General features: G+C 69.6%; 23 protein-coding genes. 6 read left to right on the plus strand and 17 right to left on the minus strand.

The features are described from left to right. Positions 1-94: 94 nt before the first annotated feature. From glnA to ntrC, 4 genes are all read left to right on the plus strand, one after another. Complete coding sequence (gene glnA / locus A9977_RS18535) at positions 95-1,510, plus strand: type I glutamate--ammonia ligase (protein WP_183026345.1); 1,416 nt, start codon at positions 95-97, stop codon at positions 1,508-1,510. Between the two features lie 250 nt (positions 1,511-1,760). Then, a complete protein-coding gene (locus A9977_RS18540; RefSeq protein ID WP_183026346.1) occupies positions 1,761-2,264 on the plus strand; it encodes a hypothetical protein in 504 nt (167 codons plus the stop codon). A gap of 1 nt (position 2,265) precedes the next feature. Next, positions 2,266-3,342: a nitrogen regulation protein NR(II) gene (gene glnL, locus A9977_RS18545; RefSeq protein WP_183026347.1), complete on the plus strand. Its 1,077-nt coding sequence runs from the start codon at positions 2,266-2,268 to the stop codon at positions 3,340-3,342. Between the two features lie 22 nt (positions 3,343-3,364). Beyond that, positions 3,365-4,885 (plus strand): nitrogen regulation protein NR(I), encoded by a 1,521-nt coding sequence (gene ntrC / locus A9977_RS18550; RefSeq protein WP_183026348.1) that lies wholly within the window; start codon positions 3,365-3,367, stop codon positions 4,883-4,885. Between the two features lie 137 nt (positions 4,886-5,022). On the opposite strand, the gene A9977_RS18555 is transcribed toward ntrC, so the two are convergent. The 5 genes from A9977_RS18555 to A9977_RS18575 form a co-directional block, all read right to left on the minus strand. After that, positions 5,023-5,553 (minus strand): hypothetical protein, encoded by a 531-nt coding sequence (locus A9977_RS18555; RefSeq protein WP_183026349.1) that lies wholly within the window; start codon positions 5,551-5,553, stop codon positions 5,023-5,025. Positions 5,554-5,557: 4 nt separating this feature from the next. Next, on the minus strand, positions 5,558-6,343 hold the full coding sequence (gene xth / locus A9977_RS18560) for an exodeoxyribonuclease III (protein WP_183026350.1): 786 nt from the start codon (positions 6,341-6,343) through the stop codon (positions 5,558-5,560). Between the two features lie 195 nt (positions 6,344-6,538). Then, positions 6,539-7,213 (minus strand): class I SAM-dependent methyltransferase, encoded by a 675-nt coding sequence (locus tag A9977_RS18565; protein ID WP_183026351.1) that lies wholly within the window; start codon positions 7,211-7,213, stop codon positions 6,539-6,541. 134 nt (positions 7,214-7,347) lie between these two features. Beyond that, positions 7,348-7,503: a hypothetical protein gene (locus A9977_RS18570; RefSeq protein ID WP_183026352.1), complete on the minus strand. Its 156-nt coding sequence runs from the start codon at positions 7,501-7,503 to the stop codon at positions 7,348-7,350. Between the two features lie 232 nt (positions 7,504-7,735). Beyond that, the gene (locus A9977_RS18575) at positions 7,736-8,680 is read right to left on the minus strand and encodes an aromatic alcohol reductase (RefSeq protein ID WP_183026353.1); all 945 of its coding nucleotides are present in this window, start codon (positions 8,678-8,680) and stop codon (positions 7,736-7,738) included. Between the two features lie 67 nt (positions 8,681-8,747). Here A9977_RS18575 and A9977_RS18580 point away from each other — a divergent pair, with 67 nt between their 5' ends. Next, the gene (locus tag A9977_RS18580; protein WP_405054691.1) at positions 8,748-9,191 is read left to right on the plus strand and encodes a winged helix-turn-helix transcriptional regulator; all 444 of its coding nucleotides are present in this window, start codon (positions 8,748-8,750) and stop codon (positions 9,189-9,191) included. A 28-nt stretch (positions 9,192-9,219) separates the two neighbouring features. On the opposite strand, the gene A9977_RS18585 is transcribed toward A9977_RS18580, so the two are convergent. The 3 genes from A9977_RS18585 to A9977_RS18595 all read right to left on the minus strand — a co-directional run bounded on the left by A9977_RS18585 (position 9,220) and on the right by A9977_RS18595 (position 13,239). Further along, entirely contained in the window at positions 9,220-9,861 is a 642-nt protein-coding gene (locus tag A9977_RS18585) for a hypothetical protein (RefSeq protein ID WP_183026355.1), read from the minus strand. Positions 9,862-9,960: 99 nt separating this feature from the next. After that, the gene (locus A9977_RS18590; protein ID WP_183026356.1) at positions 9,961-12,054 is read right to left on the minus strand and encodes an ABC transporter permease subunit; all 2,094 of its coding nucleotides are present in this window, start codon (positions 12,052-12,054) and stop codon (positions 9,961-9,963) included. Between the two features lie 147 nt (positions 12,055-12,201). Then, entirely contained in the window at positions 12,202-13,239 is a 1,038-nt protein-coding gene (locus tag A9977_RS18595) for an amino acid ABC transporter substrate-binding protein (protein WP_183026357.1), read from the minus strand. A gap of 255 nt (positions 13,240-13,494) precedes the next feature. Here A9977_RS18595 and A9977_RS18600 point away from each other — a divergent pair, with 255 nt between their 5' ends. Beyond that, positions 13,495-14,685: an aminotransferase class V-fold PLP-dependent enzyme gene (locus tag A9977_RS18600; RefSeq protein WP_183026358.1), complete on the plus strand. Its 1,191-nt coding sequence runs from the start codon at positions 13,495-13,497 to the stop codon at positions 14,683-14,685. A 24-nt stretch (positions 14,686-14,709) separates the two neighbouring features. Here A9977_RS18600 and A9977_RS18605 read toward each other — a convergent pair whose 3' ends face one another. The 9 genes from A9977_RS18605 to A9977_RS18650 form a co-directional block, all read right to left on the minus strand. After that, positions 14,710-15,510 (minus strand): aspartate dehydrogenase, encoded by an 801-nt coding sequence (locus tag A9977_RS18605; protein WP_183026359.1) that lies wholly within the window; start codon positions 15,508-15,510, stop codon positions 14,710-14,712. An 82-nt stretch (positions 15,511-15,592) separates the two neighbouring features. After that, complete coding sequence (locus A9977_RS18610; RefSeq protein WP_183026360.1) at positions 15,593-18,322, minus strand: Hsp70 family protein; 2,730 nt, start codon at positions 18,320-18,322, stop codon at positions 15,593-15,595. Then, the gene (locus tag A9977_RS18615; protein ID WP_183026361.1) at positions 18,322-20,136 is read right to left on the minus strand and encodes an Hsp70 family protein; all 1,815 of its coding nucleotides are present in this window, start codon (positions 20,134-20,136) and stop codon (positions 18,322-18,324) included. Before A9977_RS18615 ends, A9977_RS18610 begins: the two co-directional genes overlap by 1 nt. 58 nt (positions 20,137-20,194) lie before the next feature. Then, a complete protein-coding gene (locus A9977_RS18620; protein ID WP_183026362.1) occupies positions 20,195-20,776 on the minus strand; it encodes a DUF2760 domain-containing protein in 582 nt (193 codons plus the stop codon). A gap of 44 nt (positions 20,777-20,820) precedes the next feature. Next, positions 20,821-21,204, minus strand: coding sequence for a hypothetical protein (locus A9977_RS18625; protein WP_183026363.1), 384 nt, complete (start codon positions 21,202-21,204; stop codon positions 20,821-20,823). A 189-nt stretch (positions 21,205-21,393) separates the two neighbouring features. After that, positions 21,394-22,371, minus strand: coding sequence for a tripartite tricarboxylate transporter substrate binding protein (locus A9977_RS18635; RefSeq protein ID WP_183026364.1), 978 nt, complete (start codon positions 22,369-22,371; stop codon positions 21,394-21,396). 99 nt (positions 22,372-22,470) lie between these two features. Next, entirely contained in the window at positions 22,471-23,283 is an 813-nt protein-coding gene (locus A9977_RS18640; RefSeq protein ID WP_183026365.1) for an N-acyl homoserine lactonase family protein, read from the minus strand. 8 nt (positions 23,284-23,291) lie between these two features. Then, positions 23,292-24,215, minus strand: a complete 924-nt coding sequence (locus A9977_RS18645) for an SMP-30/gluconolactonase/LRE family protein (RefSeq protein WP_183026366.1) — start codon at positions 24,213-24,215, stop codon at positions 23,292-23,294. 16 nt (positions 24,216-24,231) lie between these two features. Then, positions 24,232-25,026, minus strand: a complete 795-nt coding sequence (locus A9977_RS18650; protein ID WP_183026367.1) for an HpcH/HpaI aldolase/citrate lyase family protein — start codon at positions 25,024-25,026, stop codon at positions 24,232-24,234. Between the last annotated feature and the right edge of the window lie 7 nt (positions 25,027-25,033).

Raw genomic sequence — 25,033 nt, forward strand, 5'->3', positions numbered from 1 at the left:
AAGAGCCGCTTTGGGGATGCCCCGCAATGGCACAGAACCTGCATTCCCTTGCACACGTATTTCCAACCACTACCCTTTCAACCAGGAGAAATTGATGGCAAAGACCGTCGCCGATGTACTGAAGCTCGTCAAGGAAAACGAGGTCAAGTTCGTCGACTTCCGCTTCACCGACACCCGTGGCAAGGAGCAGCACGTGACCGTGCCGGTGTCGCATTTCGATGAAGACAAGTTCACTTCGGGTCATGCGTTCGACGGCTCGTCGATCGCGGGTTGGAAGGGCATCGAAGCCTCGGACATGCAGCTCATGCCCGACCCGAACACCGCCAACATCGATCCCTTCTTCGAAGAGACGACGCTGATCCTGACCTGCGACGTGATCGACCCCGCCGACGGCAAGGCCTACGAGCGCGATCCGCGTTCGCTGGCCAAGCGCGCCGAGGCGTACATGAAGGCTTCGGGCCTGGGCGACACCGCCTACTTCGGACCGGAACCCGAATTCTTCGTGTTCGACAGCGTGCGCTGGAAGAACGACATGTCGGGCTGCTTCGTCAAGATCGACTCCGAAGAAGCCTCGTGGAACACCGACAAGGAATACGAGCACGGCAACACGGGCCATCGCCCGGCCGTCAAGGGCGGCTACTTCCCGGTGCCCCCGGTCGACAGCTTCCAGGACATGCGTTCGGAAATGTGCCTGGTGCTCGAAGCCCTGGGCATCCCGGTCGAAGTGCATCACCACGAAGTGGCCAACGCCGGCCAGATGGAACTCGGCACCAAATTCAGCACGCTGATCCAGCGCGCCGACTGGGTCCAGCTGCAGAAGTACGTGATCCAGAACGTGGCCCATGCCTATGGCAAGACCGCCACCTTCATGCCCAAGCCCATCGTCGGCGACAACGGCTCCGGCATGCACGTGCACCAGTCGGTCTGGAAGGACGGCAAGAACCTGTTCGCCGGCGACGGCTATGCAGGCCTGTCGGAATTCGCGCTCCACTACATTGGCGGCATCATCAAGCACGCCCGTGCCCTGAACGCCATCACGAACCCCGGCACCAACAGCTACAAGCGCCTGGTGCCCGGCTTCGAAGCCCCGGTGAAGCTGGCCTACTCGGCCAAGAACCGTTCGGCATCGATCCGCATCCCGTTCGTGGCCAATCCCAAGGGCCGTCGCGTCGAGGCACGCTTCCCCGATCCGCTGATGAACCCGTACCTCGGTTTCGCCGCGCTGCTGATGGCCGGCCTCGACGGCGTCGAGAACAAGATCGATCCGGGCGAAGCCGCCACCAAGGATCTGTACCACCTGCCGCCGGAAGAAGACGCGCTGATCCCGACCGTCTGCCACAGCCTCGACCAGGCGCTGGAAGCACTCGACAAGGACCGCGCCTTCCTGACCAAGGGTGGCGTGTTCACCGACTCGTACATCGATGCGTACATCGAACTGAAGATGCAGGAAGTCACGCGCATGCGCATGGCCACGCACCCGGTCGAATTCGACATGTACTACTCGCTGTAACAGGCTCGCCCCCAGGCTTCGCGCACTGCGTGTCGCTTCTCCCACCCCCTGCCGGGGGCGACACCCGAGGACCGGCGAAGCCGGTTCCCCGGTGTCTCACGAAGGGAGCTTGCGCCACGTGGGTGTGGCGCTGGCGATTTGAAAGGACGGCTCCGGCCGTCCTTTTTCGTTGGAGGGGAACACCGGGGCCGGGCCTTGCTCGAATTGCATCAGAATGCCCTTTGCTTCGCGCCCAGACTTCCCGAGGACCATGAAGAAACTACTTTTTCCATTGCTGTTGATTCTTCCGCCCGCCCTGTTGCCGGCCCAGGCCCAGGAGCGCGTCTGGCGCTGCGGCAACGAATACACCAACAACGCCGCCGACGCCCAGAAGCGCGGCTGCAAGGTCATGGAAGGCGGCAACGTCACCATCGTCCAGGGCGCGCGGCCCCCGGGCGCGGCCGCCTCGTCGGGCGGCGGTGCCGCGGCGCGCGCGCCGGCCGGCAGCCCGCGCGTCGAGGGTTCGGACCAGCGCGCGCGCGATGGCGAGGCCCGCTCGGTGCTGCAGTCGGAGCTGCGCAAGGCCGAGGCACGCCAGGCCGAACTGCTCAAGGACTACAACAACGGCGAGCCCGAGAAGCAGGGTGGCGAGGCGCGCAACTATCAGAAGTACCTCGACCGCGTGGCCGAGATGAAGGCCGAGATCGCGCGCAACGAGAGCGACATCGCCGGCATCCGCCGCGAGATCGGGCGCCTGCCTGCGGCGGCCAACTGACATGGCCTTCGGCAAGACCGCCTCTTCGCTCAAACGCTTCCAGCCCTTCGACCTGCTGGCCACGCTCATCGCGGTGGTCAAGGACGACGGCTCGGTGCTGTTCGCCAACGCCGCGCTCGAGGATGCGCTGGGCACCTCGCGTCGCACGCTCGAGGGCTCGCAGTTCGGCGCCTGCTTCCAAGAACCACAGGTGCTGCGCACCGCCATCGACGGCGCGCGCAGCAACGACTTCGCCACCTTGCGCTACGAGGCCTTCCTGCGGCGCGTCAACCATGAACTGATGCCGGTGCAGGTGACGCTGGCGCAGGGCGACAAGCCGGGCGAACTGATCATCGAGCTCTCGCCGCTCGAGCAGCAGGTGCGCCAGGACCGCGAGGAGCGGCTGATCGACCAGGCGCAGGCCAACAAGGAACTGATCCGCAACCTGGCCCACGAGATCAAGAACCCGCTGGGCGGCATCCGCGGCGCGGCGCAGCTGCTGCAGATGGAGGTCGAGTCGCGCGACCTCATCGAATACACGCAGGTCATCATCCACGAGGCCGACCGTCTGCAGACGCTGGTCGACCGGCTGCTCGCCCCGCACCGCCGCCCGCACGTGGTGGGCGACGTGAACATCCACGAGGTCTGCGAGCGCGTGCGTTCGGTGATCCTCGCGGAGTTCCCGCGCGACCTGCACATCGAGCGCGATTTCGACGTGTCGATCCCCGAGTTCCGAGGCGACCGCGAGCAGTTGATCCAGGCCACGCTGAACATCGTCCACAACGCTGCGCAGGCCCTGGTCGAGCGCCGCGCGGCCGGCGATGCGCGCATCACTTTCAAGACGCGGATCGCGCGTCAGGTCATCTTCAACAAGCAGTGGTATCGACTGGCATTGGAATTGCATGTCATCGACAACGGACCGGGTGTACCCGATGCCATCAAGGACCGCATCTTCTACCCGCTGGTGTCGGGCAGGGACGGCGGAACGGGCCTCGGATTGACGCTGGCGCAGACCTTCGTGCAACAGCACCATGGGGTGATCGAATGCGACAGCGTGCCCGGCCGGACCGATTTCAAGATATTGATACCGCTGCCCTAGCAGCAAGACGACAAGGAGTTGCATGAAGCCGATCTGGATAGTAGATGACGACCAATCGATCCGCTTCGTGCTGGAGAAGGCATTGCTGCGCGAAGACCTGCCCACGCGCAGCTTCACCAATGCACGCGAGGTGCTGGCCGCGCTCGAGCTCGCGGACGACGACGAACAGCAGGGCCCGCAGGTGCTGGTGAGCGACATCCGCATGCCGGGCGGCTCGGGCCTCGACCTGCTCGACAAGATCAAGGCCAAGCACCCCGGCCTGCCGGTCATCATCATGACGGCCTTTTCCGACCTCGACAGCGCGGTCTCGGCCTTCCAGGGCGGCGCCTTCGAGTACCTGCCCAAGCCCTTCGACCTGCCGCGCGCGGTCGAACTGATCCGCCGCGCCGTCGGCGAGAGCCAGCGCGAGGAAGTGGCCGAGGAGCGCATGGCCGCCGCACCCGAGATGCTCGGGCAAGCGCCGGCGATGCAGGACGTGTTCCGCGCCATCGGCCGGCTGGCGCAGAGCAACGTGACGGTGCTGATCACCGGCGAATCGGGCTCGGGCAAGGAACTGGTGGCGCGCGCGCTGCACAAGCACTCGCCGCGCGCCAACGGTCCCTTCGTGGCCATCAACACCGCGGCCATTCCCAAGGACCTGCTGGAGAGCGAACTCTTCGGCCATGAGCGCGGCGCGTTCACCGGCGCGCAGACCATGCGCCGCGGCCGCTTCGAGCAGGCCGAGGGCGGCACGCTGTTCCTCGACGAAATCGGCGACATGCCCTTCGACCTTCAGACGCGCCTGCTGCGCGTGCTGAGCGACGGCCACTTCTACCGCGTGGGCGGCCACAACTCGGTCAAGGCCAACGTGCGCGTGATCGCCGCCACCCACCAGGACCTCGAGCAGCGCGTGAAGCTCGGCGGCTTCCGCGAAGACTTGTTCCATCGGCTCAACGTGATCCGCCTGCGGCTGCCCGCGCTGCGCGAGCGCGGCGAGGACGTGCCCGCGCTCACGCGCCACTTCCTTCAGCAGAGTGCCAAGCAGTTGGGCGTCGAGCCCAAGCGCATCTCCGATGCGGCCCTCGCGCAACTCGCGACCTTCGGCTTTCCCGGCAACGTGCGCCAGCTCGAGAACATCTGCCACTGGCTGACCGTGATGGCGCCGGCGCAGCTGATCGAGACCAAGGACCTGCCACCCGAAGTGATGGCCGCGCCCGCGGCCGATGCCGTGGCGCTGCATGCCCCGGTGCCGCCACTGGCGGGCCTGGCCGCGGAGCACGACGGCGACGCGCCCTTTGCCGCCATCGCGGCGCCGGCCGCATCCGTCATCGCACCCGAGACCGCCACCGCCGCGGAGTGGGAAGGCGGGCTGGAGCTCGAGGCGCAGCGCCTGCTGTCGGCTGGCCACACCGATGTCTGGGAGGTGCTGTCGCGTCGCTTCGAATCGCGCCTGATCCTCACCGCACTGGCCAACACGCGCGGCCGCCGCATCGAGGCCGCGCAGAAGCTCGGCATCGGCCGCAACACCATCACCCGCAAGATCCAGGAGCTGGGGCTGGAGTAATCCGCCTTTTCCTCGGTACCTGTGCGCCTGTGCGTGGAACACCGCGGAACCGGCTTCGCCGGGCCGCCGGTGTTGCCCCCTTGAGGGGGAGGGCGAAGCGACACGCAGTGCGCGAAGCCCTTCGGGGGTGGGCTAATTCAGCGGCTTCTTTGCCCCAGCGTGCGCGAGTCGAGCTGGAAGTTGCCGCTCTTGTCCCAGAGCCAGGTGTCGACGTAGGTGTGCGCGCCCAGCTTGCCCGGCGGGGGCAGCGGTGACGCCTTGCGGATCAGTTCGGCAATCATCTCCGGCACCTCGGGCGCATGGCTCGGTCGCCGGCTGAAGCCCACGTTGAGCACCTTGCCGGTGGCGTCGATGTCGGTCTCGACCACCACCACCGCGTAGACCAAGGGCGGGATCTTCCCCTTGTAGATGCGCGTCGGGTAGGCCTTGTAGATCTGGCCCGAACCCAGCTTGCGGTAGGCGCGCACGGCCGGGGTCTGGTTGGTGATCAGCCGCACGGGCTCGACCGTGGAGGTCGGCGCGATGGCGGTCTCGGCCTCGGCGGCCGCGCCGGGCGTGACCTCTGCATCGGGCGGCGCCACCGCGGGCCTCAGCGGCGCACAGCCGGCCAGCAGGGCGGCCACGATCGCAACGACTGCTGCAAGGTGCCGGCCGTGCGTGGCACGCATGGCGTCAGTCCGCCTGGTCCAGCGTCAGCACGACGGGCGCATGGTCGCTGGGCTTCTCCCACTTGCGCGGCACGCGGTCGATGATGCAGCCCACGGCGCGCGGCACCAGCGGTGCGCTCACCAGGATGTGGTCGATGCGCAGGCCGCGGTTCTTCTGGTAGCCCAGCATGCGGTAGTCCCACCACGAGAAGCTCTTCTCGGGTTGCTCGAACAGTCGGAAGGCATCGGTGAGCCCCAGCGCGAGCAGCGCGCGGAAGTGATCGCGTTCCTCGGTCGTGTGGTGGATGGTTTCCTTCAGGCCGACCGGGTCGAAGCTGTCGCGGTCCTCCAGCACGATGTTGAAGTCGCCCAGCAGCACGAGGTTCGGATGCGCTGCCATCTCCGCCGCGAGCCAGCCGCGCAGCGCGTCGAGCCAGCGCATCTTGTAGGCGAACTTGTCGCTGCCCGGCGCCTGGCCGTTGACGAAGTAGCCGTTGACGACGCGCAACGGGCCGTGCGCCGTGTCGACGGTGGCGCTGATCACGCGCGAATGCTCGTCGGTGAAGCCGCCGATGTTCTTCGCCACATTGCTCACCGGCGCGCGGCTGAGGATCGCCACGCCGTTGTAGGTCTTCTGGCCGAAGTAGGCGGCCTGGTAGCCGGCCGACTGCAGCACGTCGAGCGGGAATTTGTCGTCGCTCATCTTGAGCTCCTGCAGGCACAGCACGTCGACGGGGTTGGCGATCAGCCAGTCGAGCACGTGCTGCAGGCGAGCGGTGAGCGAGTTGACGTTCCAGGTGGCTATTTTCATGGCGTAAAAGATGTTGCATATCGATGGCTTGCACGCACCGATCTTCGAGGGAGCGATCCTGGCTGCCGCATCGCTTCGTGGGCCGATGCGGGCGCCGGGCACCCGCCCATCCTAGCGCTCCCCGGGCGCCAGGTGCGGGTTGCCGGAGGTTTGGAAGCGATGGGCCGGGTGAGGGCCGCCGACAGCGGCGCGCCCTCAGGGCTTGAAGGCCGTCCAGCCCTTGAAGCTCAGTCCCGCATAGAACAGCTCGACGTTCGAGAACCCCGCCGCGTACAGCAGCGCCACGTCCTGTTCCGGCGAGAGCACGGGCAGGCGCTCCTTGATCGCTGCGATGCTGCTCCGGGCCCGCGCCGCGGGCACGCCGGAGGCGATCGCGAAGGCGGCGTTGCGCGCGAGCCATCGGTCCTTGCCGGGATCGTCGTCGGCAAAGCTGTGGTGCGCGACGACCAGGGGCGCGCCGGGCCGGAGCCGGCGATGGATCTGGGCCAGGGTCTCGCGGCGCTCGGTGGCCGGCAGGAAGTGCAGCGTGAGCAGGCAGGTCGCGGCGTCGAAGGGGCCTTCGGGCGCGCTGTCGATGTAGCCCTCGTGCCAACGCACGCGCGAGGCGAGGGGGCCCAGCGTGGTGCGCGCCAGCGCAAGCATTTCCGCGGACGGGTCCACGCCATCGAATTGCCAGGCCGGCTGCAGCTCGGCAAAAGCCTTCAGTTCCAGCCCACCGCCGGCGCCGAGCACCAGCACCCGCGCATCGGCGGGTGCACGCTCGGCCATCAGCACGCTTGCCATCTTGTGAAGGTCGCGCAGGCCGGGAACCAGCCGCGCGGTCTTGTCGGCGTAGCCCGAGACAAGGGTCGGATCGGAGAACGGCGTCATGCGAGATGGCCCTCCGACGGCATGCGCAGGTGGCGCGTGACAGTGCGCGTCCGGAGGCTTTTGAATATCATGCAACTTATGATGTTGCATCAAACGCTGAATGTCAAGAAACGGCCTGGCCCGGCTTCGCGGCCTCAGCGGGTTTCGCGTCGGCTCTCGAAAGCCTGTTGACGCTGCGCGATCACCAGCGCATCCATCGCCCGTTTGGAGGCCAGGAAATCGGTGCCGCAGGTGCGGCAGCGGTAGGCCCTGATGCCGGGCAGCAGCCTCATCCAGAAGCTGCGTTCCATGCGGTCGGCCGCGACCGGCTCGCATGCGCATCTCAACCCTGGAAACTTCTTGTGCAACGCCATTTCGCCATCTTCCCGATTGAACCTGCCTGACCGTTGTCAGGAGAAGGGGCGCGATGCTAGCGTAGCTTCAAGTAACGAACATGTCGGTTCCGAGACGACGCCGAAGGGCCGGGATCGGCCTGCGCGGACGGCACCGCGGGGCGCACTTTTTCCCGGGTGCTGCAGCCTTTCAGACGCCTTGCGCAAGCGCGATGCGGCGAAGAAAGGCCGCGACGTCATCGGTCGGGATGCCCTTCCTGGCGTTGTAGGTGATGCCCGGGTCCCAGGCGACGCCGGGTTCTTCGGCGAAGGCCAGCCGGTACTTGCGCATCACGTCCTCGGGCTGTCGCGCCAGGTCCTGCCGGAGCCTCTCGACCGTCCATTCCGTGCGCGCGACTTTTGTCTGGAAGACCTGCTCGACCAGGTCGGCCAGGCGGCCGTAGCTGAGGGTCTCGCCGGCGGTGAAGAAGATCCGGTTCGTGTCGGGCGCATGGGTGAAGAGGATGTCCGCCGTCAGCTTGCCGATGTCCTCGGCCGTCGTCACGGTCACGCGGGTGTCCCAGCTGCCCAGCGCATGGACGCTCATCTGCTGGAGGTTCGCGACACCGAAGGCCGGCTCGAACAGGAAGCTGGTGAACATCCCGGTCGAGACGATGGTCCAGCAGCTCGCCTGCTGTGCGCGCAGCAGGGCGCGCACCGCGATCTGTTCGTCGAAGATGCCGCCGCCGCTGCCGGCTTCGATCGTGTCGTAGTCGACGCCGAATTGCCACGGCACGTAGCGCTCGACGCCTGCCCCCAGGGCCGCGGTCGTGAGCTTGAGCTGCGTGCCCGGGCCGCCGACGAAGCCCGTGCAATTGACCACGGTCTGGAACGGCCGGAAGACCTCGGCGAGTGCCGATGCGCTCGCCGTGGCGATGTCGGCGTAGACCGGGGTCACGTCGAGCTGCGCCAGCGCTGCCAGCACCGTGCGCCGGGCGGGCGTGGGCGAGGGCGCCGCGTCGGGCCGCAGCAGCGCGCTGATGCAGGTGCCTGCCGGACCCGCGCGGGCGGCGAGCGCGCGGATCACGCTCAGTCCCAGTTCTCGGGTGCCGACGACCAGGATGCGGGGGATGATGGGGGCGCGGCCATGCTGCATGGATTCTTCTCCTGTGAAAATCGGCAGTTGGACCCGGAACCCCCGGGCAAAAGAAGGCACACGCGTGATACCGCCAGAAAAAGTCGAGCAGTTGATCCAGCAGTCGCATGCCGTCTGCGCCGCGCTGAGCGACGACGACGACGGACTCAAGCGCGAGTTGCTCGCGCACGCCGGCAACCGATGGTCGCTCGGTGTGGTCCATACCCTGGGCGTGTCGGGCCGTCTCCGGCATGCCGATCTGGGACGTCGACTGGCGGGCGTGACCCAGCGGATGCTGACGCGCACGCTGCGGCAGCTGGAGCGGGATGGCCTGGTGCTGCGTTTCGACCACCGTGAAACGCCGCCCCGCGTCGAGTACGAGCTGACGATCCTGGGCCGCGAACTGCTCTGCCAGATGATCCCGTTGTGGACCTGGGTGATCGAGAACGCCGACGGCATCCGCGCACAACGCCGAGCTTTCGACGCGGCGCAACCTGCCGAGCGTGCAGTGCCGCAGGAAGGCGCGCCGTAACCGGTTCAGGCCACGCAGTTGCCTGAGCTCACCTGGACAGGGCCGCCAGCTTCTTCTTCGCGCTCTGCAGCAGCCCGAGCCGCTCGGCCGGCAAGCGGGCCTTGGTGTCGCCGGGCGCGATGATCTCGAAGGTCGAAGCCGCGGCCAGCCGGTGCACGAGTGCATCGTGACGCGCCGGCGCGCTGAGCCGGTTCGCCGACACCACGTGCACCTGCAGGTGGCGATGGAGGCTCTTCGACAGCTTCGTGCAGGCGGCCGTCATGGCCGCCTCGTCGGGCGTCACCGCGCCATGCACGACCACGAGTTCGATGACGCTGTTGTCGTCCTCGCCGAGGATGAAGGCGCGCACCACCGAGTCCTTGAACTTGGCGCGCAGCATGGCGCGGATCGGCTCGGCCGCGGCGAAGGACTTCAAGGCGATGCTGCGCAGCTCGCGGTAGAAGACGAAGGAAGGGTCGGCCTTGAAGGCGGGGGGCTGATCCGCCTGCAGCACCTGCGATGCCAGGATGCCGCTTTGCACCAGGTGCTCGAGCGTGGACGCGAGCACGTCCGGCGCCAGCTTCGTGCGCTGCGTCAACTCCTTCGACGACAGCCACTGGTCCGGCGCCGCGTACACGACCTGCATGAGTTTCTGCACGGCGGGGGACAGGAGGAAGTCTGCGGCACTCAAGGGCGTTCCGATTCGGTGGGTGGCTGGGAAGGGCCTGAATTATGAAGTCGAGGGCCTCCGTGCCGAGCGGGTGGACGGCGGGGCGCGGCGAGCGCCGGCTCAGGCGGCCTTCGTGCCGCTGCCTTGCCGGCGCATGCGCTCGGCCAGGCGCGACAGGCCGAGGCAGATGAGGAAATAGAACAGCGCCACCGTCGCGTAGAGCTCCACATGGTAGGGCCGCCAGGTCGTATCGGCCACCACGGCCTTGGCCGCGCTCAGCACATCGAACACGCCGATCACCGCGACCAGCGACGTGTCCTTGACGGCACCGACGAACACGCCCAGCGCAGCCGGGGCCGCGATGCGCCTGGCCTGCGGCAGCAGCACCGACCACAGCACGGCGGCCGGCCGCATGCCCAAGGCCATCGCGCTGATCACCTGGCTGGCGGGCACGGCCTGCAACGCCCCGCGCAGCACCTCCGCCAGCAGGCAGGCGGTGTGCAGCACCAGGGCCGCCAGCGCCAGCTGGAACTTCGAAGACGACCAGTCGCCGCCCCACCAGACGGGGATCAGGAAGGACACGAGCAGCAGCTGCGTGATCAGGGGCACGGCGCGCACGGCTTCGATCAGGAGCACGGCCGGCACCCTGAGCCATGACCGCCGGCTGCGGCGCATCAGCATGAGCAGCACCGCCAGTGGCAGCGCCAGCGCGATCGACGCGACCGACATCACCACGGTCACCAGCACGCCACCCCACTGCACCGGCAGCAGCGGCGGTGCGCCATCGAACACGCCGGCCAGTACCAGTCCCGCCAGCAACCAGGCCGCGCCCGCACCTGCGAGACGCGCGCGCGGGCCCCGGCGTGGCATGAAGGCGGCGCCGACGCCGGCGACCACCAGCACGATGGCCAGCAGCGCGGCCGGGCGCTGCGGTGGCGCCATCGTGCCGAACATGAGCAGTGGCCAGTTCGCGACAACGGCCACCCAGCATGCACCGCCTGCGTTCTCGCACGCTGCCGCACCGCCGGTCCACACCGCCGACAGCAAGGCCCAGCGCAGGCCTGCCCACAGCGCCCACGCCCCCAGCACGGCCAGCACCGTGCTGAGCACGGCGCGCGGCGGTGTGCGCCACAAGGCCCGGGCCGTCAGGGCAGGCACGCCCAGCCGCTGGCCCAGGCGGCTCATGCCGGCCCCCTCGATGCCCTGCCTGTTCATCCGTGCGTTGTAGCGCGCCAGGCCCCAGGCCATCAAGGCACTCGCGGCGAGATAGCAGGCCGCGGCCAGGGCCATGCCTTCGAGCGCGCGTCCGGTTTGCGTGATGGTGGTGTTGACGATGGCCGTCAGTTCCTGGTAACCGATGGCGATCGCCAGGGTGCTGTTCTTCAGCAGCATCAGGCACTGGTTGGCAAAGGGCGGCAGCGCGGCCCTGGCCGCATAGGGATAGACCACCGTGCGCGCCACGCCGGGCAGGCGCATGCCGAGCGCGGAGGCGGCATCGATCTGCCCCGTGGGGACGGCCAGCACGGCACCGCGCACGATGTCGGAGATGTAGACCGCGTGGAACACCGTCAGGCCCAGCACCAGTGCAGTGAACTCGGGGCTCAGGCCCCAGCCGCCCGCCAGGCCGAGGCCGGCGAATCCGGGCAGGTCGAGCACCGGGCTCGGCAAGGCAGCGAGGCGCCAGCCCGCCCACAGCATCAGCGCGGCCAGCACCGGCCAGCGGATGCGCTGCCTCGCGCGGCCCAGTGCATGCCATGCGCCATGGGCTGGCAGGGGCAGCAGCCACAGCAGCGCCGCCGACACCGCGAGTACGGCCAGCGACCCGGCATGGGCGCCCGCGCCCTGGAGCATCGGCAATGCCAGGCCCCGGTTGGAAATGAAGACGCCGGGCAGCGGCTGCCAGGCTTCGCGCACCTCCGGCAAGCCCAGCAGCAACGCGTACCAGACGAACAGCTGCAACAGCACCGGCGTGTTGCGCACGGGCTCCACGAGGAGGGCCATGGCGCGATAGAGCAGCGGATGCCGCGTGAGCCGCAGCAGGCCCACCACCAGGCCGAGCAGCGTGGCCAGCGGAAGGGCCACGGCCACCACGGTCACCGTGTTGACCAGGCCGGCCAGCAGCAGGTGGAGGTAGGTGTCGGTGGGGCCGGCGTCGAGCAGGCTTTCGGCGATCTGGAAGCCGGCGTGTTGGAACAGGAAACTGAAATCAGGCACGGCGATGCACGGAGAGGTCGAAGTGCGACGGCGCCATCGCCCATGAACGAGGGCGTCGGCGCGCCGGCCTGAAGACGATGAACGTTCCCCGTCGCGGGCGGCGCGCCGGGGAACCGGGACGCAGGCGCGGGCGGCGCGTCCGGCGGCTTACTGGAAGGGCGGTGCGTAGAGCAGGCCGCCCTTGTTCCATTGCGCGTTCTGTCCTCGCTCGAGCTTGAGGGGCGTCTGGGGCCCGACGTTGCGGTCCCAGATCTCGCCGTAGTTGCCCACCGACTTGATCACCTGGTAGGCCCAGCGTTCCTCCAGCTGGAAGCTCTTGCCGATGCCGGGGTCGGTCCCGAGCAGGCGGCGGATCTGCGGGTCCTTGCTCTCCAGGAAGCTGTCGACGTTGGTCGAGCTCAGGCCCAGCTCTTCGGCGGCGACCACGGCATGCACGGTCCAGGTCACGATGTCGGCCCAGTTGCCGTCTTCGCGCCGGACCCAGGGGCTGAGCGGCGACTTGTTGACGCGCTCGGGCAGGATCACGTAGTCGTCGGCCTTGGCGGCGCGCGCGGCGCGGCTGGCCGCGAGCGTCGATGCGTCGGACAGGTAGACGTCGCAGCGTCCGGCGTAGAAGGCCTTCTCGAGTTCGACCAGGTTCTCGATCACCACGGGCCGGTACTTCAGCTTGTGGGCCGCGAACCAGTCCACCAGGTTCTGTTCGTTGTTGGTGCCGGGCTGCACGCAGACCTGCGCGCCGTTGAGCTGGGTCGCGCTCTTGACGCCCAGCTTGCGCGGCACCAGGAAGCCCTGGCCGTCGTAGAAGACCACGGCGGTGGAGACATAAGGCTGGCCGGCGTCGCGGCCCGAGGTGACGGTGGTGTTGCGGCTGAGCACGTCGATCTCGCCCGAGACCAGCGCGGGGAAGCGCTGCTGCGAACTGAGCGGCACATAGCGCACCTTGTCGGGCGAGCCCAGCACCGCGGCCGCCAGCGCCCTGCAGAGGTCGACGTCGAGGCCGCTCCACTTGCCCTGGCTGTCGGCCAGCGAGAGGCCGGCTGAGCCCTGGCTCACGCCGCAGACCAGCTGGCCGCGCTTCTTGATGGCGTCGACCGTGGGGCCGGCATGGACGAGCATCGCGGTGCACGCCGCGAGCGCGAAGACGGCAGCGCCGCGAAGCAGGGGCGTGGAGAAGTTCAAGCGCATGAAAGAGAGGTCCAGGTGGAAGAGTGAGGCGCGAACGGTGCGCGCATGCGGCTTGGAGCGTGTGTCCACGCCGCTGGCCAGGCGATGCGCCGGACCGCACGAACGGGGCAGGTGCCGGAGGCGGGCGCCGGGCGATGTGAGGCGAAATTCTAGGAAGCGTCGCGCCATTCGCTCAGAAGGATTTCAACCATGCTTATGCGCTGAGCGTGCCAGCGAATTTCTAGAATCCGTCGGCTACAACAAGGCAGTACCGACATGGATTGGCAGCAGGCGTTCAGGGACAACTTCCCCATCACACAAGAAAAAATCTACGCCTGCCAGGCCTACAGCAGCCCACTGTCGCCGCGGGTCAGCCAGGCGATGCAGGATTTCTTCAGCGGCGTGACGCATGCCCGCGCGGACAAGCCCGAATGGCTGGCCACGGCCGAAGGCGTGCGCGTACAGGTCGCACGGCTCATCGGTGGCAGCGCACGGCGCGTGGCCTTCACCAAGAACACCACCGAGGGCCTGAACATCGTGGCCCAGGGCTTCCCCTGGCGCGAGGGCGACAACATGGTCATCGACGACCAGGAGCATCCCGTGAACGTGGTGCCCTGGCTCCACCTGCGCCGGCGCGGCGTCGAGGTCCGCGTGGCCGCCACGCAGGACCGGCATGTGAGCCTGGACGCGCTGTGGGCGCGGGTGGACGACAGGACGCGGCTGATCGCGGTGTCCTATGTGCAGTACAGCACCGGCGTGCGGGCCGACATCCAGGCCCTGGGTGCGCGCTGCCGCGAACGCGGCATCCGGCTGGTGGTCGATGGCATCCAGGCGGTGGGCCTGCTGCCGATCGATGTGGAGGGCTGGGGCATCGATGCGCTGGCCTGCGGCGCCTATAAGCCGCTGCTGGGGCCGCTGGGCCTGGGTTTTCTGCACCTGTCGCCCGAACTGCTGGCGGAGCTCGAGCCCGCGTTTCTCGGCGCCTCGGTCGTCAACAAGGTCCGGCGCAACGTCGCCGACTGGCAGCTGGACTCGGGCGCGGGCGGCGATGCGCGCCTCCTCGAGGGCGGCAACATCAACTACCCGGCGGTCTACGGCCTGGCGCCAGCGCTGCTGATGATCGAGCAGGCGCGCATCGATCGGCTCGCGCCCTGGGTGCTGGGCCTGGGGGCACAGCTCGACAGCGGCCTGCGCGCCCAGGGCTATGAGCTGTTCTCCTCGGACGTCGAGGGCGCGAACAGCTCCATCGTCTGCCTGCGCCACCCCGAGTCCTTCGCGCTGCGCAAGTACTTCTACATGGAAGGGGTGGTGTCCAACCTGCTGGACACGGGGGCGGTGCGGCTGTCCTTCGGCGGCTACAACACGCCGGCCGAAGTGGCGCGCATCCTGGACATCACCGGGCGCTTCGCGAGCGATGCCAACCTGCGCCGGCACCTGCTGAAGCCGACCGCGAGCCGGCCCTACTGAAGGCCTCGGCGTCGCGGCACGCCCTCAGACGGTGATCGCCGCCACGCGGTTCTGGAGGAAGCGGACCACCGACAGCACGGTCAACGCCGAGGTTTTGGGGTTGTCGGCCAATGGCTTGCCGTTGACGACGATGCGCATCTCGCCGAAGGCACCGCTGACCTCGATCTCGTGCGTGTTGTCGACAGCCTCGGGGTCGGCCACCAGGCGCACGCGCGTGGCATCGAGGCCCAGCCCGGCAAGGGCCACGATGGCCGCCACGTTGGCGTTCTTGGGGTAGAGGCGCGCGGCCTCGCGGGCGCTGCTGTCGAGGAATACCGTCGCGGCGCGCAGCCCGCCGAGGTCCAGCAACTGCTCCGCATGCGAGCCGCGCCAGGCGGCGGGCGGTTTGCGGCCGGTGTAGAGCACCTTGTCCAGCCCGGCACCGCGGGCGGCGGCAATGGCGTCCAGGCCGCCGACGGCACCGGCCAGCAGATGCAGTTGCGTGCCGCCGCGCAGGGCCGCATCGGCCAGTCGGGCGGCCAGGCCCGAGTCCGCCAGCGCACCGGACGAGACCACCGCGCATTCGATGCCGGTGGCCAGTGCCGGCAGCACATGCGCGGCCAGCGCGCCGTGGCCCGCGCATTCGACCAGCAGCCGCGTGTCCTGCGGCACCTGATGGCAGACCTGCGCGGCGGTGCCGACCGACGCCTGCGTGGCTTCGACACGGTCTTCGCGCACCACGACGTGGGTGATGCGGGGGCCGCTGCCCTCCTGCATTCGCTGGAACACGGCCCGGCCGACGGCACCGAAGCCGACCAGGGTGACGGTCTGGGGAACGCGGAGCATGGGAAGGGCTATGTCGCTGAGCAGTAGGGGTGGAGAAGCGCGGCGCCGGCAGTATGACGCAGGAGGCACGACACGCTGTTGACTACCCGCGCAACAACACCAGGCCGGGCGGCAGTGCCTCGCCGAACACGCGGCGTTGGTCGGCTTCGTTCAGCGTCGTCACGTCGCGCACCATCGCGGCCCAGCTCGGTGCGGCATGGGCGGCTTGCAGCTGCTCCGCGATCTGCAGACGCAGTGCCTCCGGCAGGTCGCGCGCGCGGTCGCCCGTGGCCCGCGCGATCTGGGCCACGGCGAAGGCCGCGCTTTCGTGGCCGGCCCAGTCCGGCGCGATGTCGGCGATCTGCGCGAGCCAGTCCTGCGCGATGGCGGGCGGCAGCACATGGTGCAGGCTGGCGTACAGCGGCTGGCGCGCACCCAGCCGGCCCAGCGCCCACCAGAGTTCGGCCGCGGCGCCTTGTCGCAGCCGATGCAGCAGCCAGCGGCCGAACTGCATCTTGTCGGCCGGCTGGATGCGTTCGAACGATGCCGCCATGCGCAGCAGTTCGTCGAGCGCCTGCATGGAGGGGCCTTCGGGTGCGGCGATGTCGGTGCCGCCGGGTGGCTGCAGGTAGTAGGCGATGACCTCGTACACCCTCTGCTGCTGCTCGGCATCCAGGCCACCCGCGATGCGGCGCCACAGCGTCCACCATTCGGACCACTGCTGGTTGTCGTCGCTGTGGGCGATGCCAGGGCCGAACAGGTCCCACATCTGTTCCATGCGCCAGCCGTCGAGCGGATCGCCGAAGCCCGGCCGCAGCGTGAAGCCGACCAGGTTGAACCAGGTGCGCTCGTGCTGCAAGGAGCGACGGCGGCGCCGGCTGCCCTGCAGCAGCGCGCCGAACAGCGTGCGCAGCAGCGCGGCCGGCCAGGTGGTGCGCTCGCCGAGCAGGCGTTCCAGCGTGGCGCGCAGCTGGCGCACCTCCTTGGCGTCCACGTCCTGCTTCTTGCCGCCATAGACGCGGGCGATGGCGGCGAGCGCCTCGGGCAGGCGCGGATGCGCGGCGACGGGTGCCGCTGCCTCCGGCGCGGCCGCGTCGCCGCGCAGCTGGAATTCGAGCTTCCAGCGCTGGCGCGGCCGGCCGGCCTCCGGCTGGGCCGCGACGCAGTGCATCTCCAGCGTGCCGACCTCGGTGATCTGGGCATCGAGCAGCACCTGCACCTCGCCGGCCGCGCCAGCCTGGGGCTGCAGCACGGTGGCGATGGGCGGCAGGCGCTGCAGCGCGTCCTGCAACACCACCAGGTCGCCGGCGCGGTGTTGCAGGTCGACGGCACTCGTGGCGAGGTTGAATCGCACCGGCCGGCCCAGGCGCAGGTTGAAGCGCCGGGCTTCGAGCCGCACCGCCTCGCCTTCCGGCGTGCCATGCGGCAGCACGCAGACGCCCTGGCCGTCCTCGAGCGCGAGATAGTAGGCCCGCGCGGCGCCGCCACGGATGCGCGGCGCGCTGCCGGCGCGGGCCATGGCGTAGGCGACCGCACCGCGCGCGACGGCAGCGTCGAGTCGCGGCGCTTCCAGCAGGCGGATCGGCGGCGCGCTTGGCGGCTGCCAGCTGCGCAGCGTGGCCAGCAGGCGCTCGCGCAGCACCTGCGCATGGAACACGCCGCCGTTGAGCAGCAGCGTGTCGGGCAGGTCGCCACCTTGGCGCTGCAGGAAGGCTGCGATGTGGCGCGTGATGGCGGCATCGCTGGCATAGGGCAGGCCGAACTCGACCAAAGCGCCGCGGGCGCGCAGCGGCTGGGCGTCGGCAGCGACCTGCGGGAAGAAGCCCTCGACCAGCAGCTGGTCCACATCGGCCCGCGTGAGCGTGGCCGAGCGCGCACCGCCGATGAGCCGGCTGCCGCTGCCCTGCAGCGTGACCGTGGTCTGCGCCGGTCCGTTCGGGGCCAGCAGGCGCTCCTTGGCGCTGCGGCAGCGCTGGGTGAGTTGGGCCAGCTGGATGGCGTTGAGGCGTTGTCCTGGCGTGCCGCCCGACAGCCGTGGCTCGATCCAGCGCGCGAGCGCGAGGTCCATGTTGTCACCGCCCAGCACCAGATGGTCGCCCACGCCCGTGCGCGCGAGCTGCGGCCGGCCCGCCGCGTCCAGCGTGACCTCGATCAGCGTGAGGTCGGTGGTGCCGCCGCCCACGTCGACCACCAGCAGGCGCCGCGTGCCGGCCAGCTGCCGTGCCAGGTCGGCGCGGTGGGCGAACACCCAGTCGTAGAACGCGGCCTGCGGCTCCTCGATCAGATGGATGGTGCCCAGGCCGGCCAGCGCGGCGGCCTGCAAGGTCAGCGCGCGCGCACCGTCGTCGAACGAGGCCGGGACCGTGAGCACCGTGGGTTGCTGCGCGAGCGGCGCTTCGGGGTGTGCCTGGTCCCAGGCCTGGCGCAGGTGTCGCAGGTAGCTGGCGCTGGCCTCCAGCGGCGAGACCTTGGCCACCTCGTCCGGCGCGCCCCAGGGCAGGATGGCGGCGGTGCGGTCGACCGAGGGATGGGACAGCCAGCTCTTGGCACTGGCCACCAGCCGGCCTGGCGTCTGCTGGCCCAGTTCGCGCGCGAAGGCGCCCAGAATGGCCGGCTCGTCCGAGGGCCAGGGCAAGGGAAGGTCGGCCGCGGCCAGCGCGCCCTCGGCCGCATGGAAACGCAAGGAAGGCAGCAGGGGCCGCGGCGCGACCTCGCCGGCCGCGATGCTCTGCGGGACCGCAAAGACCTGGATGTCCTCCTCGCCGACCCGCGCGAACGCCAGCACGCTATGGGTCGTGCCCAGGTCGATGCCGATGCGGAAGGCGGCGGCCATCACGCGTCGCGGACGTCGAATTCCACCTTCCAATGCACGCCGCCTGCCGCTTCGGCCAGCAACTCCAGCGTGCCGATGTCGGTGACGCGCGCGCGCAGCTGCACGGGCACGACCTCGCCTGCCGCGCGGCCTTCAGCCGGCAGCGTGGCCTCGATCTGGGCGAGTTCTTGCAGTTCCTCGGGCGACCAGAAGTCCAGCAGCGTGCCGGGCCGGTCTTCGCGCCGCACCGACGAACCGAAGAAGCGGAAGCGCACCGATTCGCCGACCACCAGGCCCAGCTGCTGCGGCGGCAGCGGCGCCTCGGAGCCTTCCTCCATGCCGAAGGGCGCGACGCATAGCGCCTGCACGGGGGGCTCCAGTCCCGGCACGGCCGGCATGCTCGACTCGATGCCCACGTAGTAGGCCTGGGCCGTGCCACCGCGGATGCGGATGCCCTGGCCTTGGCGCACCTGGCCGTAGTAGGCCGCGCCGCGCGCCACGGCATGGTCCATGTCGGCGCCCTGCAGCAGCCGTGCGGCGGGCGCGCCGTCGGCGGCCAGCCAGGCGTTCAACGTGGACAGCACGCGCTCGGCCAGCAGTTCCGACTTGAACACGCCGCCGTTGAACAGCACCGCCGTGGGATGCAGGAAGCTCGCGCCATCGCGCTGCGTGAAGCCCGCGAGTTGCGCCGTGGCGCCGAGCTGTCGGCCCAGCAGCGCGGCCAGGTGGCGCGTGACGGCGGCGTCCTGCGCATAGGGCAGGCCGATCTGGGTCAGGCCGGCGCGCGGGCGGCTGACGGGCCGGGCGCTGCTCTCCACGGCCGGGAAGAAGCCGTCGAGCAGAAGGGCGGTCAGCAGTTCGCGCTTCAACTCCGTCCGGATCGAGCCGCCAATGAGCTTGGAGCCCCGGCTGGGAACGACCAGCGGCACGCTCTGGAGATCGGCGTCGCCGAGCAGCTGCTCCTTGGCGAGGCGGCAGGCATAGGTCAGCGCGCGCATCTGCCAGGGATCCAGCTGCTTGCCTTCGGCGGCCAGTCCGCGTGCCACGCCGTGGGCCAGCGCCAGGTCCATGTTGTCGCCGCCCAGCAGGATGTGCTCGCCCACCGCCACACGGTTGAGCTGCAGGTTGCCGGCGTCCTCGGTCACGGCCATCAGCGAGAAGTCGCTGGTGCCGCCGCCCACGTCGATGACCAGGATCACATCGCCGACCTGCACCTGCTTGCGCCAGTCGCCGGCGCTGCCTGCAATCCAGCTGTAGAGCGCGGCCTGGGGTTCCTCCAGCAGCGTGATGTCCCGGTAGCCGGCGGCCTGGGCGGCCTCGGCGGTGAGCTCGCGCGCAGCCGGGTCGAACGACGCGGGAATGGTGACCGTGATGGCCTGCTGCTCGAACGGCGCTTCGGGATGGCGGTGATTCCAGGCATCGCGCAGGTGTTGAAGGTAGTGCGTGCTGGCGGCCAGCGGCGAGATGCGCTCGACCTCGGCCGGTGCGTCGGCTGGCAGGATGCCGGCACGCCGGTCCACGCCGGCATGGCCGAGCCAGCTCTTGGCGCTGGAGACCAGGCGGATCGGCGTCAGCGCGCCGTGGCTGCGCGCCCATTCACCGGTGATGCGGTCGGGCGCGGCGTTCCAGGGCAGGGCCAGGTCGTCGGCAGCGAACTCGCTGGCATGCGGCAGGTAGAGGAAGGACGGCAGCAGGGCGAAGTCCTGCACGGCGCCGGGCCCGCTCTGCTGGGCGACGGGAAGAATCTCGGGCGCTGTGTCCTCGGTCTGCAGGTCGACCCAGGACAGCGCGCTGTGCGTGGTGCCCAGGTCGATGCCGATGGCGTAGCGGCTCATGCGAAAACCCTCGCGCGACGCGCTGCGTTGCGAGCACCTGCTGTCGGTCGGGCGGCGCTCACAGCTCGACCTCCGCGGGTGCGATCACGCGCGCGTCATGTCCTTCGGTCAGCGCGGGCAGCCGCACGGCCGTGGCGCGCCAGCCCTTGTGCTGCAGCGTGCCCGTGAACGGCGGCTGGCCGACCACGTTGCCGGTCACGCGCACGGCGGCGGCGTCGAAGCCCGCTGGCAGCGTCAGTCGGCTGCCTTCGGCTTCAGGACGCACGGCCTCCAGGTCGAAGGTGTCCTCGATCACCTTGCGCGCGCCGCCATGCAGCAGGCGCGCGGCGCCGCCCACATCGGCATCGGAATAGGCCGCGATGTCTTCCCGCAGGAAGTCGACAAAGCGCGACTCGCGCTGCAGCAGGGCCAGCAGCTGCAGGGCGGCGTCGACGTTGGCGGTCGCTCGCACGGGCGCCGGCGTCGGTGGCGTCGGCGGCGTTTGCACAGGTGCGGGCGGCGGCACCTCGCTGGCCAGCGGAGCGCCGTTGCGCAGCGTTTGCACGCGCGCGGCCAGGCGGCCGTCGCCCAGCAGCGCGAAGAAGCTGCCGATGGCGATCGACAGGCGGGAGAAGAAGGGGAGGGATTGTGGTTCGGTCATGGGAAAAAGGGGCCCCGGCGGGGCGCAACAGGGCGGTGGGCCGGTCAAACGCCGGGGCGCGCTGCCGCTATTGTCTTCAATACGGAAGAGCAACTGAAAAACACGAGGATTCCACGCGCCGCTGCCAGGGGGCGAAGCCTCTTTTGCCGCGTGACGCGCCGGTCACCGCGAGCGTGTTGATCGCTGTGGTGGGCATCGACGCGCGTGAAGCACTGCTGTGCTTCCTGGCTGTTGACGTCGTTGCGGATCTCGACACCGCTGTCGGTCAGCGTGCGGTACATCGGGATCGTGAGGAAGAGCGGATGGGTGTCCATGGCTTCCACGGGTGCGCCGACCCAGGCATCCAGGTCGGGCTGCCGCACAGTGGCGCAGCCGGCGAGGGCGGCGACGAGCGCCGTGGCGCAGAGGAGGGAGGGAGGCGTCGACATCTCAGGCCGTGGCTGCGCGCGCGAGCGCGGCGTCCTGTTCGGGCGTCCCGCCGGAGACGCCGAGCGCGGCGATCGTATCGGGCTCAAGCTATCGATGATCGTGCATTCGCAAGCACGTCGGCTCTCACGTGCCTTTCCGGGTTCTCCGATCTCCGTTGCAAAGTCGCGAGCGACGACTTGCCAGCGCGCTCAGTCGATCTTGATGCCCAGCCGCTTCACCGTGGCGCCCCATTGCGCCGTGTCGGTGCGGATCAGCTCGGCGTACTCCGCCGGCATGGTGGTCTTGGGCTCGAAGTTCTGCGTCACGATCCATTGGTTGAAGGCCGGGCTCGCCACCGCATTGCGGATCGCCGTGTTGAGGATGCCCACCACCTGCGCGGGCGTGTTCTTCGGCGCCGAGATGCCGTACCAGCCGGCCAGCTGGAAGCCCGGGTAGCCCGACTCCGCCAGGGTCGGCACCTCGGGCAGGGCGGGCACGCGTTGCGCGTTGGTGATGACCAGTGCGCGCACCTTGCCCGACTGGATGAAGGGGAAGCCGCTCGCGAGGTCGGTGAACATGGCGTCGATCTGGCCAGCCATCAGGTCGCTCACCGCGGGCGCCGCGCCCTTGTAGGGCACGTGCGTGAGGTCGACCTTGGCCAGGTCCTTGAAGATCTCGGTCGCCAGCTGCACCGGCGTGCCGGTGCCGGCCGAGCCGTAGTTCATCTTGCCCGGGTTGGCGCGCGCGGCCGTCACGAAATCCTTGACGTTGCGGATGGGCGATGCCGCGTTGACCAGCAGCACGAAGGAGTAGCGCGCGACCAGGCTCACCGGCAGGAAGTCCTTCACCGGGTCGTAGGGCAGCTTGTGGAACAGGCTGGGGTTGATGGCCAGCGCGGTAGGGTCGCTGATGAGCAGCGTGTAGCCGTCGCCGGGGGCGCTCGACACGGTCTGCGCCGCGATCACGCTGTTGCCGCCCGGCTTGTTGTCGACCACCACCTGCTGCTTGAGCGATTGCGTGAGGTGCACGCCGAGCTGGCGTGCGATCGCATCGGCCGAGCCGCCGGGCGGGTAGGGCACGACGATGCGGATCGGCTTGTCGGGATAGCTCTGGGCGCTGGCGGACAGGGCCGTGGACAGCGCAGCGAGCGACAGCAGCGCGAGGCGGGCGAGTTGGTGAAAGTTCATGGTGTGTCTCCTGTGAATTGGAAAAAGAAAGGTCGCGCCCGCAGCGGTTCTGCGCGCCGTCGTCGCGGGAAGGCCTCGACGGGAACGGGAAGGTGCGTGTCAGTCGACCGGCGCGAGATGCAGGCACACGGTGTCGGTGTCGCCGTCCAGCGGTGGATAGCGCCGCAGCACCTCGGGGTCGTGACCGGGCACCACATGGCGCGGCGAGTCGGCCGCGGCCAGCAGCCGGCGCTGGCCTGCCAGCATCTGCTGCATGTCCTGCACGATCGGGAACGGCCGTCCCTCCTCGTGGTTCTGGTAGTAGTGGCTGGCGTCCGAGGCCAGCACGACCCAGCCGCGCGCGGTGCGCACGCGCACCGACTGCAGGCCGCGCGTGTGGCCGCCGATCAGCATCAGCTCGACGCCCGGGGCCAGCGTGTCGTCGCCGTCGTGGAACACCACGCGCTCGGCATACACCTTGCGCAGCAGCTCGGCCACGTCCTCCACCGAATACGCATGCCGCATGGGCGCGAAGCACATGCAGCGGCCGGTGGCGTAGTGCATCTCGGCGTCCTGCAGGTGGAAGCGCGCCGCCGGCAGCTTGGCGAGGTTGCCCGCATGGTCGAAGTGCAGGTGCGTGAGCACCACGTCGGTGACCGTGGTCGGGTCGACGCCCAGCGTGGCCAGCGTGTCGATCGGGCAGCGGTAGCGGTCGAGCACACGCTTGCGGGCCTGCGCGGTGGCGGCGGTGAAGCCGGTGTCCACGAGGATCGTGCGCCGCGGCGAACGCAGCAGCCAGACGTAGAAGTCCATCGCCATCGGGCCGTCGTGCACGTCCATGCCGATGAAGTTGTCGATGCGCCGGCGCTGCACGCCGGCATAGCGGATGGCGAAGACCTCGTAGGTCTCGTCGGTGTCTGCAACGAAGGTCATGGCCGGCCTCAGAAGTTCAGCGCCAGGCCCGGCGCGGGCCAGCGCATCGCCAGCAGCGTGCCGCTGAAGGATTGCGTGATCCAGGCGGTCGACAGGTCTTCGCCGCCGAAGCAGAGGTTGGTGGTCTGCGGGTCGGGCATCGCGACCTGCCGCAGCAGCTCGCCCTGCGGCGAGATCACCGTGACCTGGCCGGTCACCAGCGTGGCCACGCAAATGTTGCCCGAGGCCTCCACCGCCAGGCTGTCGAAGCGCTGGTAGCCGCCCAGCCCGCAGACCAGCTGGCCGCCGTGCGGGGCCGGCGAGGCGCGGCGCGCGAGCACACCCGGCGCCTCGATGCCGAAGGACCAGAGCCGCGCGGTCTCGGTCTCTGCCACGTAGAGCGTCTGCTGGTCGGGCGAGAGGCCGATGCCGTTCGGGTTGAGGATGCGCTCGACCACCTCGGTGATGCGCGAGCCGTCGGGCTGCGCGTAGTAGACGCAGCCGATGTCGCGGTCGCGCTCGCGCGACTTGCCGAAGTCGGTGAAATAGAAGCCGCCGCTGCGGTCGAACACCAGGTCGTTCGGGCCGCACAGGCGCACGTCGCCGCAGTGGGTGTAGAGCGTGCGCACCGCGCCGGTTTGCGGGTCGACGCGCTGGATGCTGCCGCCCTTGTAGTCCGCGGGCGTGCCGTGCAGCGGCCGCAACCAGCTGCCGGGCTGCACCGGCGGCCAGCGCATGCCGCCGTTGTTGCAGACGTAGAGCGCGCCGTCGGGGCCCAGGGCCATGCCGTTGGGCCCGCCGCCGGTCTCGGCGATCACCGTGACGCGGCCATCGGGCGCCACACGCGACACGGTGCCGCGCGCGATCTCGCAGACGGCGATGTCGCCGTCGGGCAGGGCCACCGGGCCCTCGGGAAAGAGCAGGCCGCTGGCGGCGATGCGGGGCGTGTTCATCGTGGCACCGGCGAACTCAGTACGACAGCTTGGCCGCCGCGGCCAGGCGCCCGCCGGCCGCCGAGGCCTGCTGCAGCGCGCGCGTGATGAGGCCGGTGGTCACGCCCGCGAAATAGCGCGCGCCCCACTGGCCGTACTTGGCCTCGTCCTCGGGCGTGAGCGCGATCACGCCGGCGCAGTTGCCCGCACCGCTGATGGCGCGCAGCGCGCGTTCGATCTCGGCCTCGACCTGCGGGCATTGCCAGTCGTTGTCGAAGCCCATCGCATGCGACAGGTCGTTGGGCCCGACGAACACCGCGTCGACGCCGTCCACGGCCGCGATCTCGGCCGCCTGGGCCACCGCCTCGGGCGTCTCGATCATCACGATCAACGCGATGCCCGCGTTGCTGCGCTCGGTATGCGCCACGCCGGGGAAGGCGCCGTAGCCCGCGGCGCGCGGGCTGAAGGCGCTGCCGCGGCGGCCGGCGCGCGGATAGCGCACCTGCTGCACCAGGTCGCGCGCCTCGGCCGCGCTGGCCACCATCGGGATCTGCACCGCGCTGGCGCCCATGTCGAGCACGCGCGAAATGTCGTGGCGCAGGCAGCGCACCACCGGCACGATGCCGCTGGCGCGGGCCGCGCGCAGCATGTTCTCGGTGGTCTCGAAGCCGGCGCTGCCGTGCTCGTTGTCGATGATGATGAAGTCGAAGCCGGCGTAGCCGCACATCTCCACGATGGCCGGGCTGGGCAGCGAGTTGAAGACGCCGCGCAGGGGCTGGCCGCTGCGCAGCATGCCGGGCAGGCGGTTGTCGAGGGGATGGCGGGTGTCCATGGGGTGT

The sequence above is a fragment of the Variovorax sp. UMC13 genome, assembly GCF_014170375.1.
Classification (GTDB): domain Bacteria; phylum Pseudomonadota; class Gammaproteobacteria; order Burkholderiales; family Burkholderiaceae_C; genus Variovorax.